This is a genomic window from Micromonospora parva, assembly GCF_040649675.1.
Taxonomy (GTDB): domain Bacteria; phylum Actinomycetota; class Actinomycetes; order Mycobacteriales; family Micromonosporaceae; genus Micromonospora; species Micromonospora parva.
This window is the reverse complement of sequence record NZ_JBEZFX010000011.1, coordinates 128,695-145,951: the sequence shown is the minus strand read 5'-3', so window position 1 is coordinate 145,951 and position 17,257 is coordinate 128,695. Positions and strand designations below refer to the sequence as shown.

The 17,257-nt window shown below is 72.8% G+C and carries 16 protein-coding genes; 8 read left to right on the top strand and 8 right to left on the bottom strand.

What is annotated here, in order from left to right; translation table 11 throughout:
- The first annotated feature begins 16 nt into the window (after nucleotides 1-16).
- The 4 genes from AB0C03_RS26035 (at nucleotide 17) to ctaD (ending at nucleotide 4,669) form a co-directional block, all read left to right on the top strand.
- Nucleotides 17-1,156, top strand: a complete 1,140-nt coding sequence (locus AB0C03_RS26035; protein WP_357639539.1) for a glycosyltransferase — start codon at nucleotides 17-19, stop codon at nucleotides 1,154-1,156.
- Nucleotides 1,157-1,256: 100 nt separating this feature from the next.
- Nucleotides 1,257-1,715, top strand: coding sequence for a DUF4383 domain-containing protein (locus tag AB0C03_RS26030; RefSeq protein ID WP_400445795.1), 459 nt, complete (start codon nucleotides 1,257-1,259; stop codon nucleotides 1,713-1,715).
- Between the two features lie 108 nt (nucleotides 1,716-1,823).
- On the top strand, nucleotides 1,824-2,552 hold the full coding sequence (locus AB0C03_RS26025) for an ATP-binding protein (RefSeq protein WP_030332694.1): 729 nt from the start codon (nucleotides 1,824-1,826) through the stop codon (nucleotides 2,550-2,552).
- A 125-nt stretch (nucleotides 2,553-2,677) separates the two neighbouring features.
- Nucleotides 2,678-4,669 carry an aa3-type cytochrome oxidase subunit I gene (gene ctaD / locus AB0C03_RS26020; protein ID WP_210866908.1) on the top strand — a complete coding sequence of 664 codons (1,992 nt, stop codon included), beginning with the start codon at nucleotides 2,678-2,680 and terminating at the stop codon, nucleotides 4,667-4,669.
- Nucleotides 4,670-4,765: 96 nt separating this feature from the next.
- On the opposite strand, the gene AB0C03_RS26015 is transcribed toward ctaD, so the two are convergent.
- Nucleotides 4,766-5,908: a SigB/SigF/SigG family RNA polymerase sigma factor gene (locus AB0C03_RS26015; RefSeq protein ID WP_030332689.1), complete on the bottom strand. Its 1,143-nt coding sequence runs from the start codon at nucleotides 5,906-5,908 to the stop codon at nucleotides 4,766-4,768.
- A gap of 222 nt (nucleotides 5,909-6,130) precedes the next feature.
- The gene (locus tag AB0C03_RS26010; protein ID WP_374224342.1) at nucleotides 6,131-7,573 is read right to left on the bottom strand and encodes a hypothetical protein; all 1,443 of its coding nucleotides are present in this window, start codon (nucleotides 7,571-7,573) and stop codon (nucleotides 6,131-6,133) included.
- Between the two features lie 145 nt (nucleotides 7,574-7,718).
- On the opposite strand from AB0C03_RS26010, the gene AB0C03_RS26005 reads away from it, so the two are divergent.
- Complete coding sequence (locus tag AB0C03_RS26005; RefSeq protein WP_030332684.1) at nucleotides 7,719-7,949, top strand: CDGSH iron-sulfur domain-containing protein; 231 nt, start codon at nucleotides 7,719-7,721, stop codon at nucleotides 7,947-7,949.
- 176 nt (nucleotides 7,950-8,125) lie between these two features.
- Here the strand turns inward: AB0C03_RS26005 and AB0C03_RS26000 are convergent, their stop codons facing one another.
- Genes AB0C03_RS26000 through AB0C03_RS25990 form a run of 3 tightly spaced genes read right to left on the bottom strand, consistent with a single transcriptional unit; the run spans nucleotide 8,126 to nucleotide 12,144 of the window.
- Entirely contained in the window at nucleotides 8,126-9,223 is a 1,098-nt protein-coding gene (locus AB0C03_RS26000) for an iron-containing redox enzyme family protein (protein ID WP_357639425.1), read from the bottom strand.
- A 49-nt stretch (nucleotides 9,224-9,272) separates the two neighbouring features.
- Nucleotides 9,273-11,027 (bottom strand): thiamine pyrophosphate-binding protein, encoded by a 1,755-nt coding sequence (locus AB0C03_RS25995; RefSeq protein ID WP_357639423.1) that lies wholly within the window; start codon nucleotides 11,025-11,027, stop codon nucleotides 9,273-9,275.
- Entirely contained in the window at nucleotides 11,020-12,144 is a 1,125-nt protein-coding gene (locus AB0C03_RS25990; RefSeq protein WP_030332679.1) for a baeRF2 domain-containing protein, read from the bottom strand. The genes AB0C03_RS25995 and AB0C03_RS25990 overlap by 8 nt, the downstream gene beginning before the upstream one ends.
- Before the next feature lie 142 nt (nucleotides 12,145-12,286).
- Between AB0C03_RS25990 and AB0C03_RS25985 the strand changes: the two genes are divergently transcribed.
- The gene (locus AB0C03_RS25985) at nucleotides 12,287-12,835 is read left to right on the top strand and encodes a hypothetical protein (protein WP_030332677.1); all 549 of its coding nucleotides are present in this window, start codon (nucleotides 12,287-12,289) and stop codon (nucleotides 12,833-12,835) included.
- Nucleotides 12,836-12,869: 34 nt separating this feature from the next.
- On the opposite strand, the gene AB0C03_RS25980 is transcribed toward AB0C03_RS25985, so the two are convergent.
- The gene (locus AB0C03_RS25980; protein WP_357594204.1) at nucleotides 12,870-13,208 is read right to left on the bottom strand and encodes a DUF3817 domain-containing protein; all 339 of its coding nucleotides are present in this window, start codon (nucleotides 13,206-13,208) and stop codon (nucleotides 12,870-12,872) included.
- A gap of 152 nt (nucleotides 13,209-13,360) precedes the next feature.
- Here AB0C03_RS25980 and AB0C03_RS25975 point away from each other — a divergent pair, with 152 nt between their 5' ends.
- Nucleotides 13,361-14,839 carry a glutamate-cysteine ligase family protein gene (locus AB0C03_RS25975; RefSeq protein WP_357639419.1) on the top strand — a complete coding sequence of 493 codons (1,479 nt, stop codon included), beginning with the start codon at nucleotides 13,361-13,363 and terminating at the stop codon, nucleotides 14,837-14,839.
- A 30-nt stretch (nucleotides 14,840-14,869) separates the two neighbouring features.
- On the opposite strand, the gene AB0C03_RS25970 is transcribed toward AB0C03_RS25975, so the two are convergent.
- Nucleotides 14,870-15,256: a DUF2267 domain-containing protein gene (locus AB0C03_RS25970; RefSeq protein WP_051708528.1), complete on the bottom strand. Its 387-nt coding sequence runs from the start codon at nucleotides 15,254-15,256 to the stop codon at nucleotides 14,870-14,872.
- A gap of 364 nt (nucleotides 15,257-15,620) precedes the next feature.
- Here AB0C03_RS25970 and AB0C03_RS25965 point away from each other — a divergent pair, with 364 nt between their 5' ends.
- The gene (locus tag AB0C03_RS25965; protein ID WP_357639416.1) at nucleotides 15,621-16,640 is read left to right on the top strand and encodes a S66 peptidase family protein; all 1,020 of its coding nucleotides are present in this window, start codon (nucleotides 15,621-15,623) and stop codon (nucleotides 16,638-16,640) included.
- On the opposite strand, the gene AB0C03_RS25960 is transcribed toward AB0C03_RS25965, so the two are convergent.
- A complete protein-coding gene (locus AB0C03_RS25960; RefSeq protein ID WP_357639413.1) occupies nucleotides 16,637-17,212 on the bottom strand; it encodes a GNAT family N-acetyltransferase in 576 nt (191 codons plus the stop codon). The genes AB0C03_RS25965 and AB0C03_RS25960 overlap by 4 nt on opposite strands.
- Nucleotides 17,213-17,257: the final 45 nt, after the last annotated feature.

The following is a 17,257-nucleotide window of genomic DNA, read 5'->3' as shown; positions in this document are numbered from 1 at the left end:
GAGCCTCACCGTGCTGATGAACGCCGGTCCGTGGCTGTCGGTGCCACCGCCCGGCTACGGCGGCATCGAGAACGTGATCGCCACCCTGGTGCCGGAGCTGCGGCGACTGGGCGTACGGGTGGTGCTCGCCTCGGTGGGCAGCAGCACGCTGCCGGTCGACGAGCGGGTCTCGGTCTTCGCCGACGGGCAGTTCGCCGCGTTGCAACGGCCGTACAACCAGGTCTGTGGGATCGCCCAGGCGCACCTGGCCGGGGTGGTCCGTGAGCTGCACTCCCGCGACGACATCGATCTGGTGCACGATCATGTCGAGGCGGTCGGGCTGGCCACCCTCGCCGCGATGGGGCCGGCGGGGCCGCCGACCCTGCACACCCTGCACTGGGACCTGGCCAAGCACCCGGCGCTCTACGGCAGCCTGGACGGCGGCGACCGGGTCCGGGTCAACGGCGTCTCCGCGTCGCAGCTGGCTCGCGCCCCGCTGGCGCTGCGGGAGCACTCGGTGGGGCACGTGCACCTGTCCACCCCGCTGGCGGTCGACGCCGACCGGCGGCCCCGGCCGGAGAAGGGCGAGCACCTGCTCATCCTGGGTCGGATCAACCCCGGCAAGGGGCAGGACGTGGGTGCCCGGCTCGCGCACCGGGTCGGTCTTCCGCTGGTGCTGGCCGGCCCGGTCGGGCCGTACCATCGGCCGGCCGATCTGGCCGCGGCGGGCGACGAGGCCCGGCAGAACCCGGACGTGCGGTTCTTCCTCGACGAGGTGGCCCCGCACGTCGACGGTGACCTGGTCCGCTGGGTCGGCACCGTGGCTGGCCAGGAGCGCGACGACCTGCTGGCCAGCGCCCGCGCGTCGCTGTTCCCGCTGCGGTGGGAGGAGCCGGGCGGCACGGCTGTCGTCGAGTCGCTCGCCCTGGGGACACCGGTGGTGGCGACGGCCCGGGGTTGCCTGCCGGAGCTGATCGAGCACGGTCGCACCGGACTGCTCACCACCGACGAGGAGGAGTTGGGCGATCTTCTGCTCGCCGCCGAGTTGCTCGACCCGGACGAGTGCCGGCGGGTGGCCGCGCAGCGCTTCACGCCCGCGGTGATGGCGCAGCGCTACGTCGAGCTGTACGAGCGGGTCCGGCAGTCGGCGCGCGCGCCGCGGTTGCTGCCGGCCTGACCGACGGCGGCAACCACGGCGCGCGCGGCCAGCCGGTTTGCCGGTAGCGGCAGCGGGTAGCCCGCAGCGCTCATGCCCGCCGTGCGACGAGGAGCCGGGAATGGTCGGACCGATGGCGCACTCCCGGGCCCGGGCCAACCCGGCGGACGGTAAACCGCCGGTCCGGCGGGCGGCGGCGACGGTGGCGGTGCTGTTCCTGCTGCTCGGCGCGCTCGGCTTCGTGCCGGGGATCACCAGCGGCACGGACGCGCTGCGCTTCGCCGGCCGCGCTTCGGGCGCGTACCTGTTCGGTGTCTTCCAGGTGTCGGTGCTGCACAACCTGGTGCACCTGGCGTTCGGGGTGGCGGGTCTGCTGCTGGCGCGGACGGTCACCGGCGCGCGGGCGTTCCTGGTCGGCGGCGGCGCGGTGCTCCTGGTGCTCTGGCTCTACGGGCTGGTGGTGGACCAGGACACCGGGGCGAACGTGCTACCGGTCAACGACGCCGACGGCTGGCTGCACCTGGGCCTCGGCGTGGTCATGATCGCATCGGGTGCGCTGACCGGCCGGTCGCGTCGCTGACCGGGGTTGCGGCGGGTGACCTGTCTCGCCTCCGCCGTCGGTCCGGTTTGACCGGGAACGGCGTCGGGTAGTTGGCAGATCCCGACCCAGCAGCGAATTGAGGCGCCGATGTCGAGCGGGATCACCTGCGAGGTGCGCACCACGGCACCGGTGGCGGTCGTCCGGCTCACCGGCCCGCTGCACCTCGGCACGATGCGTTCGGTGCATCAGATGCTCAGCGACGCGCTCGTCGACCAGCCGGAGGCGCTGGTGGTCGACATGGCCGGGGTGACCGTCGAGGACCGACTGGCGCTGTCGGTGTTCGCCGCGACCGCCCGGCGGGCCGAGGAGTGGCCGGCCGTGCCGGTGCTGCTCTGCGCCCCGTCGCCGGTGGCGGCGCGGTGGCTGGCCGAGTCGAGCACCTGCCGGGTGCTCCCGGTGTCCGCGGACTGCGCGGAGGCGACCCGGTTGGCCGACGCGTCGTCCGCGCCGCGGATGCGGGCCCGGCTGGAGCCGGTGGCCGAGGCCTGCCGGCGGGCCCGGGAGTTGGTCACCGACGCGTGCACGCGGTGGAACCTGCCCGACGCGTCCGGCCCGGCCGCGTTGGTGCTCAGCGAGCTGGTCGGCAACGTGGTCCGGCACGCCGGCACGCCCATGCAGGTGACGGTGACCCTGCGCCGACCGTACCTGCACCTGGCGGTGGTGGACGGCAGCAGCGCCCAGGCGCGGGCGGGCGGCACGGACCTGCGCGCCGAGGGCGGACGCGGGCTGATGCTGGTCCGGGAGCTGGCCCAGCGGTGGGGCAGCGTGCCGGCCGGCCAGGGCAAGGCCGTCTGGGCGATGCTGCCGGCGACCTGACGGTTCGAGGCGCTTGCGCCCGGTACCAGCGTTCTGACCGAATTTACCGCTCTGGCCTGGTTACATGGTGCGAGGGTCGGGTAGGCACGCCCGTCCTTTCTGCCGTCACGACGGGGTGAGCAGCCATGCCCAAGCGGGTAACCACGGAACCCGGTCGCGATCGGGGCCCGGCGATCCTGGCACCGGCCCGGTTCGGAGGGTTCCCGGGGCCGGTACGGACACCGATACCCGGCAACACCTTGATCAAGTTCCTGGCCACCACCGACCACAAGCAGATCGGCCTGCTGTATCTGCTGACCTCCTTCGGCTTCTACATACTGGCCGGCCTGGAGGCGATGATGATGCGGGCCGAGCTGGCCCGCCCGGGGATGCAGTTCCTCTCCCCCGAGCAGTACAACCAGCTCTTCACCTCGCACGGCGCGGTGATGCTGCTGCTGTTCGCCACGCCCGCGGCCTTCGGGTTCGGCAACTACATCGTGCCGATCCAGATCGGCGCGCCGGACGTGTCGTTCCCCCGCCTCAACGCGCTGGCCTACTGGTTGTACCTGTTCGGCGGGCTGATGGTGATCGGCGGGCTGATCACACCGCAGGGCTCGGCCGACTTCGGCTGGACCGCCTACACCCCGCTGAGCAGCGTCGAGAACTCCCCCGGGGTGGGCGCGAACATGTGGGTGCTCGGCCTGGTCGTCTCCGGGCTCGGCACCATCCTCGGCGCGGTCAACCTGATCACCACGATCCTCACCCTGCGCGCGCCCGGCATGACCATGTTCCGGATGCCGCTGTTCACCTGGAACATGCTGTTCACCAGCCTGCTGGTGATCCTCGTCTTCCCGCTGCTGGCCGCCGCGTTGCTGGCGCTCTCCGCCGACCGGTTGCTCAACGCGCACGTGTACGACGCGGCCACCGGCGGCCCGATGCTCTGGCAGCACCTGTTCTGGTTCTTCGGCCATCCCGAGGTCTACATCATCGCGTTGCCGTTCTTCGGCATCATCACCGAGATCATTCCGGTGTTCTCCCGCAAGCCGCTGTTCGGCTACACCGGGATCGTGCTGGCCACCGTCGCCATCACCGTGCTGTCGATGACGGTGTGGGCGCACCACATGTTCGCCACCGGTCAGGTGCTGCTGCCGTTCTTCAGCATCCTGAGCTACCTGATCGCGGTGCCGACCGGTGTGAAGTTCTTCAACTGGATCGGCACGATGTGGAAGGGGCAACTCACCTTCGAGACGCCGATGCTGTTCGCCATCGGCTTCCTGGTCACCTTCCTGCTCGGCGGGCTCACCGGCGTCCTGCTGGCCAGCCCGCCGGTGGACTGGCACACCCACGACAGCTACTTCGTGGTGGCGCACTTCCACTACGTGGTGTTCGGCACCGTGGTCTTCGCCCTCTTCGGCGGCTACTACTTCTGGTGGCCGAAGATGACCGGGCGGCTGCTCGACGAGCGGCTCGGCAAGGCGCATTTCTGGACCATGTTCATCGGCTTCCACGGCACCTTCCTGGTGCACCACTGGCTGGGCAACGAGGGCATGCCCCGCCGGTACGCCGACTACCTGCCCACCGACGGTTTCACCACCCTGAACACGATCTCCACCGTCTTCGCGTTCATCCTCGGCCTGTCCACCCTCTTCTTCATCTACAACGCCTGGAAGTCCTGGCGGTACGGGGCGATGGTGACGGTGGACGACCCGTGGGGCTTCGGCAACTCCCTGGAATGGGCCACCAGCTGCCCGCCGCCGCTGCGCAACTTCGACCGGATGCCGCGGATCCGCTCCGAGCGCCCCGCCTTCGACCTGAAGTACGGTCCGCTCGTCGCCGATCTCGGCCGCGACCTGCCCCAACGCACCACGAAACCGCCGCAGCAGTTCAGCGACGAACTGCGGTTGGAACACCACGTCCCGGAGTCGCCGGCCGCCGAGGGCGCGCACGGCGCCCGCGAAGCGGCCGACTACCAGCCGGCGCCGCGCTCCGGCGCGCGCCCGGTGGACGTGCCGGAGCCCGAGGGCGTCCGCCGGCCGAGCTTCGAGCAGAGCGACCCGCCGCAGGACGCCGAGGACGCGCCGAAGCCGCACGAGCGCTGGCGGCACCCGCACAGCGACGGCAACCCCGAAGAGCACTGACCGGGGGTACGCGAGCAGCGGGGCCGACACCCAGCCGGGTGTCGGCCCTGCGCCTGTGCGGGTACCTCGTGCGTGCGGTGCGGGTACGTGGTGCGGTCAGTCCCGGGCCGGTGCCAGTCCGGCGGCGGTGAGCGAACGGCGTACCGCGGGCTGGACCCGGGTCAGCCGCAGCGGCACCCCGGTCCGCTCCGCGGCCTCCCGCCCGGCCATCAGCGCGGCGATCCCACCGGCGTCGAAGCCGCCCGCGCCGACCAGGTCGACGACCACCTCGCTGGGCTGACCGGTGACCGCCTCCAGCATGGCCCGACGCAGCTGGTCCGCGCCGTCGCGGTCGATCTCGCCGCCCACCTCGACGACCACCGAGTCGCCGTTCTGCTTGACCGAGATCCGGGTCTTGCCCGGGTCGGGTTCGGCGGCGCCGTTCTGCCACGGCGGCGGCGCGTCGGCGAGCATCGCCTGGCGCAGCCAGGTGAGCGCCCGCGACAGCAGCCGGGACACGTGCATCTGCGAGATGCCGAACCGGGCGGCGATCTCCGCCTGGGTCTGGTTGCCGTAGAAGCGCATCGCGAGGATCCGCCGTTCCCGCCAGGGCAGTCGGTGCAGCAGGCCGCTCACCGTCACCCGGTCGTCGACCGACTCCAACGCGTTGTCCGACTCGCCGACCAGGTCGCCGAACTCGGCGGAGCTCTCCCCACCCACCGGGGCGTTCAGCGAGGCCGGGCTGTAGCCGGCCGCCGACTCCAGGGCGGCGAGGATCTCCTCCTCCGGGGTCTCCAGCCGGGCCGACAGCTCGGCCACCGACGGGGCCCGGGACAGCTCACTGGTCAGCGCGGCGGTGGCCTGCCCCACCTCGAGGATCAGGTCCCGCAGCCGGCGGGGCACGTGCACGCCCCAGGTCCGGTCCCGGAAGTGTCGTTTGATCTCGCCCACGATGGTGATCGCGGCGTACGCCGTGAACGAGCCCCGTTCCGGGTCATAGCGGTCGACGGCGTTGACCAGCCCCAGCCGGGCCACCTGCTCCAGGTCTTCCAGCGGCTCTCCGCGCCCCCGGTAGCGGCGGGCCAACCGCCCGGCGAACGGCAGCGCGAAGCGCACCAGGTCGTCCCGAGCCTCCCCCCGCCGCTCCGGCGGCAGCCCGGCGATCCGGGCCGCGTACGCCATCGCCGCCGCGTCGAGATCCTCCAGACCTCGATCGGTGGGTGGTGGTGTGGTCGTGGTCGTGCTCGTCTGTCCGAACATCCGCGCCTCCCTCAGGAAGGTCCCCCGCCCGGATCGGGAAACCGGTCGTGCGCGTGGTCGAGCCACGCACCGGGCCGGAAAGTGGGTCAGTGACTGGGATGCCAGCGGGCGACACCGCCTCTACGCAGCGCAATTAGGCCGTCGCAGCCAGCGATGTTCCCGCTCCGTAGGTACTCAATCACGGGACCCCGGGTTCGCGAGGATGTTTCGGCGTCCTCCGTCTCAGGAGACCAACAACCCCTGGTGGCCGCCGCTGTCGCGGAGCACTGCCAACGCCTCGGCGACCCCCAGAGGGGGCGGCGCGGGCAGGTCGTACGGCTGGGCCCGCAGCACCTCGGTGGCCCGGCGGGTGGGCACCGAGGTGACCGGGTAGCCCCGGGCGGTGGTGCGGTCCAGCGCCCGACGCCGCCGGCCGAACCCGGCGACGGCCAGCCACTGCGGCAACCCGGCCAGCGCGGGCGAGCGCACCCCGGGCGGCTCGGGCAGCACGTCCACCGAGCTGAACGCCTCGCTGCCGGCCAACCACCACTCGGCCTCGTCGACACTGCGGCGGGTGGCGTTCTCGCACCAGTACGGCACCAGCCCCGCCCGCACCACCTGCCACGGGTCGAGCAGCCGGCCGCATTCCACCACCAACCGGTCACCGGTCTTGCCGGCGCGCCGCAGCCACCGCCGGTACAGGTCGGCCACGCCCGCGCTCAGCGCCGCCGGCCGGGGCACCAGCACCCGGTGGAGCGGGTGCTGGTGCTGGGCGGTCCAGTCCCGCGCGGCCAGCTCGAAGCCCGGGTCGACGCCGTGCTCGGCGTCCGCCGACGGTACGGACACCTCCGGTGGCTCCCACCGGGTCGCGTCGCCGCCGACGGAGCGCAGCACCTGCCGCAGGGCGTGGCTGTCCGGGTGGAAGTCCACCGGGTCCAGCCCGCTGCCCGGGCAGCCGACCTGGAAGCTGTGCCCCGGGGCGCGCTCCAGCGCCGGCCAGGTGCGCGCGTCGCGGACGAGCAGCACCGGCGCACCCGGCATCAGCCGGTCGGCCAGAAACGTCGCGTACGCGGCCGGTAGGGCCCGCCACGCGGCGGTCAGCGACACGGTCGCCCCGGTCAGCGCGCCACGGCTGGCCGGGCAGTGCACCTGACGCAGGTGCAGGTCGGCGTTGCCGGCGAGCAACCGGGTGGCGAGTGCCGCGCCGTGCTCCGCGGCGTCCGCCGGGCGGTCCACCCCACCCTCGGACCAGTGCACCGTCATTTCGAATCCCGCGGGCAGCCACGGCACGCCGAGAGCCACCGCGAGGTGGGCCACCGCGCCGTGCGGGGAGCCGATCAGCACCCCGGGGTAGCGCCGCCGGGGGTACTGGTCGACGAACCAGCGGGCCACCCGGGCGGCGTCCACCTCGTCGGTCTGGGCCACTGTCAGCGCGACCCGGCCGGCGGCGCGGGTGGCGGCCGCGCGGCGTACCGGCTCGGGGGCGCCGGGGAAGCGCGACGTCGGCCCGGTGTGCCCGAGGTCGGCGCAGTCGACCCCGCGCAGCGCCCGCGCGGTGGCGGCGACCAGCACCCGGGCGCTACTGCCCGCTGCCACGACCCGGTCGCCGGCGAGACCGGCGCCATCGGCCGTGAGCCCCTTGCGCACCTTGTGCACCGGCCCCACCTTGCCTCGTTCGCTCACCACGCGGCCCGGCTTCCCGTCCCGATGGGGTTCAAACGGGGCATCACCCACCCGGCGGCACATTCCGCTGGTCAGCGGGGTGCCCCGGTCATCACCGGCGTTCGGTCGCGCGGGTTTCGGCAGGGTCAGGGCGGGCACTTCCGGGGCCATGCACACCGACGACACCAGCGAGCCCGCCGCCGCCACGATCACCCCGTACGAGGACGGACCGCTGCTGGTCCGTGGCGACTTCGCGCTGGTCACCCCGGACGGCGAACGCATCGACGCGCGGCGGGGCACGGTGGCGTTGTGCCGGTGCGGCAAGTCGGCGCTCAAGCCGTTCTGCGACGGCACCCACAAGGCGATCAACTTCCGGGCGGGCACCACCCGCGAGCGCTGACCCAGGTCGTCGCGTCACGCCGCGCAGGCGCACGGTCGGGCCACACCAGAGTCACGCCGCCTTTGCTCTGCACCCGCCCACGCGCCAGTTACGCAGCGTGCGTGGTGCGCAGGCGGGTGCAGAGCAAAGGACGGATTCCGCGCGGCAGGCCCCACCCCGACAGCCGGCGGTGTGGATCAGACGAGCGCGGGCGGAGACGGCGGGGCCACCGCGGGCAACGCGACGAGCGACACCGTGGGCGGCAGGTCCGGCGGGGCTGGTGTCCGCAGCGAGCTACGGCCGTCGGCCCAGCTGTCCAGCAGGTGCGCGGCGAACAGCCGGTCCACCGCGAGCCCGGCCGCCGCGCCGAAGAGCACGTCGCCGGCGAGGGCCGGCTCCACGGCGACCAGGCCGCCGCACATGTCGTGCGCGGCGATCTGCTCGTGCACCGCGTCGGCCTCGACGTGCTCGTCGTAGAAGCGGGTGGCCACCTCGTCGAAGCCGAGCCGGCGCAGCCCGTTGCCGTAGCGGCGGTTGGGCAGCGAGGAGGTCATCTCGAACGCGGCCAGGTGCCCGAGCAGCGCGCCGCGCAACCGTCGGTGCAGCCCGAACAGCGACATCAGGTTGTTGGTCGCCAACGTCACCGCCGGCACCACGTCGACGTGGGCGCCGTAACTGGTGTCCAGGCCCAGCCGGTCGAGGGTGCGCCGGAACAGCTCGGCGTGCATCCGGTCCAGCCGCCCGTTGCCGTACTCGTCGGTCTGGATCTCCACGAGCGCGGCCTTGGCGGGACCGCCGAGGCGGGGCAGCGCCCAGCTGTGCGGGTCCGCTTCGCGCAGGTGGTACACGGAGCGGTGGGCGACGAACTCGCGGAACTGGGCGAGGTCGGCGCGTCGTTGCAGCCGCGAGGCGAGCGCCGGTCCGTCGTCGGCCGCGACCAGCTCGGCCAGGCCGGCCGCCACCCCGGCGGCAGGCACCGACGGCGCCCCGACCAGCCGGCGCAGCGCCGCCTCGAAGACGCGTTCGCAGCGGGCCCGCAACGCCAGCAGTGTCGGCTGCCACTCCCACGACTCGTCCACCCCGAGCCAACCCCGGTAGTGCAGCTCGTAGCAGAGGAACAGCGTCAGCTGAAGGTCCTCGTCGACGATCGGGTCCGCCGGGTCGAGGCCGACGCCGAGATCGGTCGGCAGGTCGTGCGGCGGACGCCGCAGCGCCTCGATGACCGCCGTGGAGAGCGGACCCCGCGCCCTCGGCAGGGTCGCGGGACCGTAGCGGCGGTCGGCGGGTACGGACATCGAACCTCCAGCGTCGTCGGGCCGCTACTGATGCCCTGGTCCAGGGTCGCTAAACGAGATCATCCGCGGTCACCGTGACCTCCACCTGCTCGCGGACCTTCCGGGCCGCGGCGCCCTCGGCGTACAGGCCGCGGAGGTCGGCGAACGCCGGCTCCGGCGGCGCCAGCGACACCGCCGGGTCGACGACCGCCTCCAGTACGCAGGGGCGGTCCGCGGCGAGGGCCTCGTCCCAGGCCGCGCCGACCAGCTCCGGACGGTCCACCCGCACCCCGTGCAGCCCCAGCAGCCGGGCCCATCCGGCGTACGGCACGTCGGGCCGGCGGTGGGTCGGGTCGGACCACGGCTGCCGCCCGCCACCCATCCCGTTCTGGTCCCGGTTGTTGAGCACCAGCACCACCAGCCGGGGGTCGCGCCACCGCTGCCAGAGGTGCGACACGGTGATCAGCTCGGCGAGCCCGTTGAGCTGCATCGCCCCGTCGCCGACCAGCGCGACCACCGGCTGGTCCGGGGCGGCGAGCTTGGCCGCCACCGCGTACGGCAGCGCGCAGCCCATCGACCCGAGGGTGCCGCACAGCTGCGCGTTGACCCCGGGTGGCAGGGTGAGGTGCCGGGCGTACCAGTAGAGGACCGAGCCGACGTCGACAGCCACCGCGCCGGTGCCGGGCAGCCGGGCGGACAACTCCTGCAGGACGAGCTGCGGGTTGACCGGGTCCGCCGCGGCGGCGGCCCGCTCGGCGGCGACCTCCCGCCACCGGTCCACCGAACTCTCCACGGTGGCCCGCCACTGCTGCTCGGGCCGACCGCGCACCCGGCTCAGCAGCGCCCGTAGGGTCTCGGCGGCGTCACCGACCAGCGGCACGTCGGCCGGGTACCGGGTGCCGATCCGGCGGCCGTCGATGTCGATCTGCACCGTGCGCGCCTGTTCCGGCATCGGGAAGTAGTCGGTCCACGGGTCGTTGGTGCCGACCATCAGCAGGGTGTCGCAGCCACCCATCAGCTCGGCCGCCGCCGGTGTGCCGACCTCGCCGAGCACCCCGGTGTGAAACGGCAACCGCTCGTCGAGCACCGGCTTGCCCAGCAGTGAGGTGGCCACCCCGGCGCCGAGCCGGTCGGCCATCTCGATGATCTCGGCGGCGGCGTCCCGACCACCCTGGCCCACCAGGATCGCGGTCCGCTGGCCGCCGCTGAGCAGCTGCGCGGCGGCGTCCAGGTCCGCCTCGTGCGGCAGCACCCGGGCCAGCGGCTCGCCGGGGGTCGCCGTGATCACCCCGGCGCTGTACGACTGGAGGTCGGGCACCAGCGCCTCCTGCAACTGCCGGGGCAGCACCACGCAGGTCGGGCTGCGGGTCGCCGCCGCCGTCCGGAACGCCTGGTCCAGCAGCGCCCCCACCTCCTCGGGGCGGCGACCGTACCGGACGAACTGGTTGCACACGTCAGCGAAGAGCCGACTCAGCCCGATCTCCTGGTGCGCCCCGCCGAGCGGCCCGGAGATGTCCTCACCGACGATGGCCACCACCGGCTTGCTGTCCAGCTTGGCGTCGTAGAGGCCGTTGAGCAGCTGGACGGCGCTGGGCCCCTGGGTGGCGAGGCAGACCCCGATGCCGCCGGTGAACTTGGCGTGCCCGGTGGCCATGAACGAGGCGGTCTCCTCGTGCCGGGCCGGGATGAACGCCGGCTCCCCGCCGGTGCGGTCCAGCGCGTCGACCAGCGGGGCGATTGCCTCCCCCGGGTACCCGAAGGCGCGGGGCACCCGCCAGGCCAGAAGCCGCTCGACCACCACGTCGGCCACCGAGCGGTCAACCATTGCCGCGCCCCGGTGTGCTGGGATCGACGTAGCGCAGTACCGCGCCCACGCCGTCGGTCAGGTCCGGCGCCTCGTCCGGGCCGAGCACGGTCAGTGCCGCGTCGGTGCCGACGAGCGCCCGGACCAGTGCCGCGTCGGCGCGTACCCGCTGCGGGTCGGCCACCGACATGGCGGCCAGCTGCCCCGGGTCGACGGCGATCTCGGTGGGTTCCGCCCCGATCCACAGCTCACCGTTGGCCGACGGGTCGTCCACGATGAGCATCATGTCCACCTGGTTGCGTTGCAGGGCCGAGACGACCGCGTCGAGGCCGCCGCCGACGTCCTCCTGCACGCCGAACTTGTCCAGCGCGGCGCTGATCCGCTGGTCGGCGATCTCCGCGATGGTCTGCACGGTGAGGTCGTCCAACATCGTCTGGTCGGCGCCGCCGGCCCGGGACCCGGCATCGGTGCGCACCACCAGGTCCTGCCAGCGCTCCGGCATCTGGGCGGCGATCATGCCGGTGGCCCGGACGTCGCCGGCCACCACCACCACGTCCGCGCCGACCCGGTCAGCCAGTTGCACCGTCGCCGCGGTGACGTCGCCGGCGTTCTGGTGCCACGCCTCCATGGCGGCCCGCTGGTAGCGCGACTGGGACCAGCCACCGGGCTTCGCCCGCCGCAGCGGGTACTCGTCCCGGCCGGCGACGTGCGCCCGCCGGGGCACCCCGCCGGCGCTGACCGCCATCGCGTCGGCGCCGACCCGGTCGGCGACCACCCGCACCCAGGCCACCTGCTCGCCGCGCTGGGCGAGCAGCGGCATCACGTGCGGCAGCGGGCCGACGTGGGCCAGGTCGCGCAGTGGTGGCGCGGACAGGTACTCGGAGAGCACCACCCGGCCGTGACTGGCGAAGACGGCCAGGCCGTAGTCCCCGACCATCGGGTCGTGACCTCGGACCACCCGGTCCAGCGCGGCGATGCTCGCCTCGTCCGCCCCCTGTTCGGCCAGGCGGCGTTCCAGGGCACGCCAGCGCAGATCCAGGGCGGGGTGGGCGTCCTCCGTGTCCGCGGAGGCGTCCAGATACACCGAGCACCACGGCCCGGGACGGTCGTAGAGCGGGCGCAGGAAGGACAGCTGCATGCTCGACCCCTTTCCAGCTCGGCCCCCCGCTTACCCGGGTCGTCGGGGATGTCACCTCGCGGCCGTGAGCCCGTGACCAGGTTTCATTCACGTCGTTCAACCGAAGACGTCGATACGATCTGTGAACACACGCGAACTCTCGGTGGTGGAAATGGACAGCGGACTCGATACCCGACGGATCGTGTACCCGACGGAACGGATCGTCACCGGGCGGCTGATCCGCCTGCTCGACGGCTACACCCGGGAGGTACGCATCGGTCAGCCGGTGCTGGTGGCGGTGCTCGCCGCAGCGGCCTTCGCCCGGTTGCCCGCCCTGCTGCTGCGCTCGCTCTTCTCCTTCGGCGGCGGCGGCACCCGGCGCCGCTGGAAGGAGCTGAAGCAGGGCCCGGAATACCTGGTCACACCGGTGCGGCTGCGCAACGCCGCCGGTCAGCTCTGCGAGGTGGAGCTGCACGGTCACCTGCCGCAGAGCGCCCTGCACCCGGCGGATCAGGTGCAGCTCACGGTGCGCCCGCAACGCGACCCGGAGCTGCCGCCCCGGATCGAGCGGATCGTCAACCTCACCACCGGGCAGCTGCTGACCCCACGGACCGCGACGCTCTGGTCGCACCTCGGGCCACCGCTGCTGTTGCAGGCGTTGGTGGGCTCGCTGCTGCTGGCCGGCGTGGTGGCCTGCTCCGCGCTGACCTGATCGGTCCCGGCGGGCTCGTCCGCCGGCCGGTGGTTCAGCCGACGGGGGCGGGCTCGCGGACCGACTGCCGGTCGACGCCGAGCATCGCCCGGCGGCGAGCCCAGCGCTCGAAGGCCAGGGTGGCGAACGGCGGCACCGCGCTCGCCAGGGCCACCGCCGTGGCCAGCAGGCTCCACCGGTGCAGCCGGGCCACGGCGAGCACCAACACGACGTACGCGACGAACAGGCCGCCGTGGATCGGCCCGAAAATCTTGACGCCCAGCTCGTTGTCGGTCGGGCCGTACTTGACCAGCATGCCGACCAGCAGGGCCAGCCAGGAGCAGGCCTCGGCGATCGCCGCCGCGACGAACAGCCGGGTCACCTTCTCGCGCATTCGCACGCCACCACCTCTCGGGCCGCAATGCTATCGGTCGGCTCTGGTCGGGGTGGCGGGGCGGGCGACTGGGTAGGAAAGGACCATCGGGTCTTCCCCTGCCCGCCGATCAGTGCGAGGTTAGGGGGACCAGCGGTGACGGGGTGGTGACCATGGGCGAGGACGTCGGCGTGCGGACCTTCAGTCGGGAGGATCGGGCCCGCTATCGCGACAAGGTCCGCCGCTGCCTGGACGTCTTCGCCGAGATGCTGCGCGAGTCCCGTTTCGACCTCGACCGGCCGATGACCGGCGTCGAGATCGAGCTGAATCTGGTCGACGAGGCGTCGAACCCGGCAATGCGCAACGCCGACGTGCTGGCGGCCATCGCCGATGAGAGCTTCCAGACCGAGCTGGGCCAGTTCAACATCGAGATCAACGTGCCGCCGCGCCGGCTGACCGGCACCGGCACCGCCGAGTTCGAGGAGTACGTACGGGCCAGCCTCAACGCCGCCGAGGTGAAGGCCCGGGCGATCGGCGCGCACATGGTCATGATCGGCATCCTGCCGACGTTGCGCCCCGAGCACCTGACCGCCGAGACGCTGTCGGCCAATCCGCGCTACAAGCTGCTCAACGAGCAGATCTTCGCGGCCCGCGGTGAGGATCTGCCGATCGCCATCAGTGGGGTGGAACGCCTGGCGGTCACCGCCGACACGATCACCCCGGAGGCGGCCTGCACCAGCACCCAGTTCCACCTGCAGGTCAGTCCGGCCCAGTTCGCCGACTACTGGAACGCCGCGCAGGCGGTGGCCGGCATCCAGGTCGCTGTCGGCGCGAACTCGCCGCTGTTCTTCGGCCGGGAGCTGTGGCGCGAGACCCGCATTCCGCTGTTCCAGCAGGCCACCGACACCCGGTCGGAAGAGATCAAAGCCCAGGGGGTACGCCCCCGCGTCTGGTTCGGCGAACGCTGGATCACCAGCGTGTTCGACCTGTTCGAGGAGAACGTGCGCTACTTCCCGGCGCTGCTTCCGGTCTGCGACCCGGAGGACCCGGCGCAGGCGCTCGCGGCCGGCGAGGTGCCCAATCTGGCCGAGCTGCGCCTGCACAACGGCACCGTCTACCGGTGGAACCGCCCGGTGTACGACGTGTCGCGTGGTCGTCCGCACCTGCGGGTGGAGAATCGGGTGCTGCCCGCCGGGCCGACCGTGCTGGACACCATCGCCAACGGCGCCTTCTACTTCGGGTTGGTACGCGCCCTGGCCGAATCGGACCGGCCACTGTGGTCGCAGATGTCGTTCAGCGCCGCCGAGGAGAACTTCACCAGTTGCGCCCGGCACGGCATCGACGCGCAGGTCTTCTGGCCCGGTCTGGGCTACCTGCCGGTCACCGAGCTCGTGCTGCGCCGGTTGCTGCCGATGGCGCACCACGGCCTGGACCGGTGGGGGCTCGACCCGGGCGAGCGCGACCGATTGCTCGGCATCATCGAGCAGCGCTGCCTGACCGGCCGCAACGGGGCGACCTGGCAGGTGGAGACACTGCACCGGCTGGAGTCCGCCGACCACCTGGACCGGCCGGCGGCGCTGCGCGAGGTGGTCCGGCACTACGTGGACCTGATGCACAGCAACCGGCCGGTGCACGAGTGGCCGATCCCGTGAGCGCCCCGGGTGGCCCGATCGGCGCGGGGCTCAGCCGCGCGGGGTGGGAACACCGAAGAGATCGGTGATGCCACCGGGAAGCTGGGCGAACAGGTCGTGTCGCTCGTCGTCATTCAGCGCATCGGCGACGGTTCGCAACACCGCCTGGGCGTGCTGGCGCACCTGGTCCGCGTTCGCGACCTGCTCCCGGTCGCCGACGTGTTTGAGAAACTCACCGACGTCCCACCGGCGACCCTGGGGATTGCGGGTGACGGACGCGTCCAGCCCGTCCGGTAGCTGGGCCGCCAGGTTGTCGGCCTCCTGGCCGGCGAGCCGTTCACCGAGCACCGACAGGACGGCCTGGATGGACCGGACGGCCTCGTTCTCACCGAGGCCCGCGCGCTGTCGTACCGTGGCGATCATCTGCTCGTACTCCATGCCCCGCTCCTTCGGTCTCGTCGGCATGCCGTCAGGCGCGCCTGCGGACGAACGGGGCGAGTTCCCACGCTCTCTGGCCACAAACGGGTCGCGCGCGGACCCGGACTTCCCGCCGTCGACGCCCGAGGCCTCGCAAGCCGCCGCGAACCGGACGGGTCACCGGTGCCCTCCAATACCGGGGCACCGCGCGCCCGCCGGGATGAACGCGGTCCTTTGTGGACCCCGCATCGCACTGATGACTGTCGTAGGCTGGGGCCGCTCGCACATCGTCTGATCACGATGAGGGGACGCGCCGGTGACCGTTTCTGGAACAGACCGCGCCACGATCCAGGGGTCCGCGCGGGTGCCCGTGTCCCGTCGACGCATGCTGCGGATGGGAGCGGCGGCGGCCGGTGGCGCGGCGCTCGTCGGCTCGGCGGAGGCCGCGTCCGCGCAGACCGCGCCGGGTGGTGCGAAGCGCGTCCTGCGGGCGCCGGTGCTGTCACCCGGTGACCGGGTCCGGGTCGTGTCGCCCGGCGGCACCCCCAACCCCACCGCCATGGCCCGCGGCATCGAGATCCTGCGCGGCTGGGGCCTGGAGGTCGAGCTGGGCACGAACGTGTTCGCCAGGTACGGCTACCTCGCCGGCACCGACGCGCAGCGGCTGGCCGACCTGAACGCCGCACTCAACGACCCGGGGGTTCGTGCTGTCTTCGCCGCCCGTGGCGGGTACGGCACCCAGCGGATCGTCGACCAGATCGACGTCTCCGGTCTGCGCCGGGACCCTCGGGTGGTCGTCGGCTTCAGCGACATCACCAGCATCCAGGGCAAGCTCTGGCGCGAGATCGGCCTGGTCACCTTCTACGGCCCGATGGTCAACTGGAACGACGCCCGCACCGGCCCCGAGTCGGCCGAGGCGCTGCGCAGGGCGGTGATGACCACCGAGCCCGTCACGATCACCAGGGATCCGGCCGAGACGGCAGCCCCTGTCCTGGTGCCCGGGCGGGCGTCCGGTCCCCTGCTCGGCGGCTGCCTGACGTTGATCTCCACCTCGCTCGGCGCGGAGGACGCCCCGAGGTTCGACGACGCGATCCTGTTCTTCGAGGACGTGGACGAGGCTCCGTACAGCATCGACAGAATGGTGACCGAGCTGCGCCGGGTGGGTGTGCTGTCCCGGGTCGCCGGGGTGGCCATCGGCCAGATCACCAACAGCGTCGGTGGCCCCGGTGAGTGGGACGCGGCGGCGGTGCTGAAGGACCGCCTGTACGACCTCGGCGTACCGGTCCTGGGCGGGTTACGGCTGGGACACGGCAACGGGCAGCTCACCGTTCCGCTCGGCGCGCGGGCCACCATCGACGCCGAGGCCGGGACCTTGACGGTGGAGCCGGGAGTCCGCCCGCGTTAGCCTCCGGTTACCGCGTCCCAGGGGGAAGGGTCGTCGCGCAGCCGGCTGTAGAGGTACCCGTCGCGCCACCGACCGGCCCGGAACTCGCTGGCCCGCACGATGCCCTCCAACTGGAAGCCGGCCTTTTCCAGCGCCCGCTGCTCGGCCACGTTCTCCGGGTGGGTGCCGGCCTGGATGCGCTGCGCCGGGGTGTGCTGGAAGAGGTAGTCGCAGAGCAGCGCCTGCGCGCGCCAGCCGATGCCCCTCCCCCGCCACGGTGGCAGCAGGACGATACCGATCGACCAGTACGACGCCCGACCCGCGTAGCACCCCGCGGTGTAGCTGACGATGCCGGCGGCGGCCCGCTCCTGTTCGGCCTCGACGATGAGCCGCCCGTCGTCCTCTCCGAGGTAACCGTCCATGGCGAACCGCCGCGCCGGCGCGCCGGCGTCCGTGAAGCCGGGCCAGTCCAGACCGATCAGGCCCGGCTCGGTGCGTAACCGTCGGAACATCGCCAGGTCGGGCTCGGCAACCGGCCGCAGGCGGATAGCGAGGTCGGCCGAGGTCGGCAGCGACGTGTCACCACTGTCCATGGCGACACGCTAGCTGCCGGACGCTGGGAGGGGCGCCCCGCCAGC

Coding starts and splice junctions, on each gene's coding strand:
- AB0C03_RS26025 (WP_030332694.1), top strand. CDS start 1,824: ATGTCGAGCGGGATCACCTGCGAGGTGCGCACCACGGCACCGGTGGCG.
- AB0C03_RS26000 (WP_357639425.1), bottom strand. CDS start 9,223: ATGTCCGTACCCGCCGACCGCCGCTACGGTCCCGCGACCCTGCCGAGG.
- ctaD (WP_210866908.1), top strand. CDS start 2,678: ATGCCCAAGCGGGTAACCACGGAACCCGGTCGCGATCGGGGCCCGGCG.
- AB0C03_RS26030 (WP_400445795.1), top strand. CDS start 1,257: ATGGTCGGACCGATGGCGCACTCCCGGGCCCGGGCCAACCCGGCGGAC.
- AB0C03_RS26035 (WP_357639539.1), top strand. CDS start 17: ATGAACGCCGGTCCGTGGCTGTCGGTGCCACCGCCCGGCTACGGCGGC.
- AB0C03_RS25965 (WP_357639416.1), top strand. CDS start 15,621: ATGCTGCGGATGGGAGCGGCGGCGGCCGGTGGCGCGGCGCTCGTCGGC.
- AB0C03_RS25990 (WP_030332679.1), bottom strand. CDS start 12,144: ATGCAGCTGTCCTTCCTGCGCCCGCTCTACGACCGTCCCGGGCCGTGG.
- AB0C03_RS25970 (WP_051708528.1), bottom strand. CDS start 15,256: ATGGAGTACGAGCAGATGATCGCCACGGTACGACAGCGCGCGGGCCTC.
- AB0C03_RS25975 (WP_357639419.1), top strand. CDS start 13,361: ATGGGCGAGGACGTCGGCGTGCGGACCTTCAGTCGGGAGGATCGGGCC.
- AB0C03_RS26005 (WP_030332684.1), top strand. CDS start 7,719: ATGCACACCGACGACACCAGCGAGCCCGCCGCCGCCACGATCACCCCG.
- AB0C03_RS25960 (WP_357639413.1), bottom strand. CDS start 17,212: ATGGACAGTGGTGACACGTCGCTGCCGACCTCGGCCGACCTCGCTATC.
- AB0C03_RS25980 (WP_357594204.1), bottom strand. CDS start 13,208: ATGCGCGAGAAGGTGACCCGGCTGTTCGTCGCGGCGGCGATCGCCGAG.
- AB0C03_RS25995 (WP_357639423.1), bottom strand. CDS start 11,027: ATGGTTGACCGCTCGGTGGCCGACGTGGTGGTCGAGCGGCTTCTGGCC.
- AB0C03_RS26015 (WP_030332689.1), bottom strand. CDS start 5,908: ATGTTCGGACAGACGAGCACGACCACGACCACACCACCACCCACCGAT.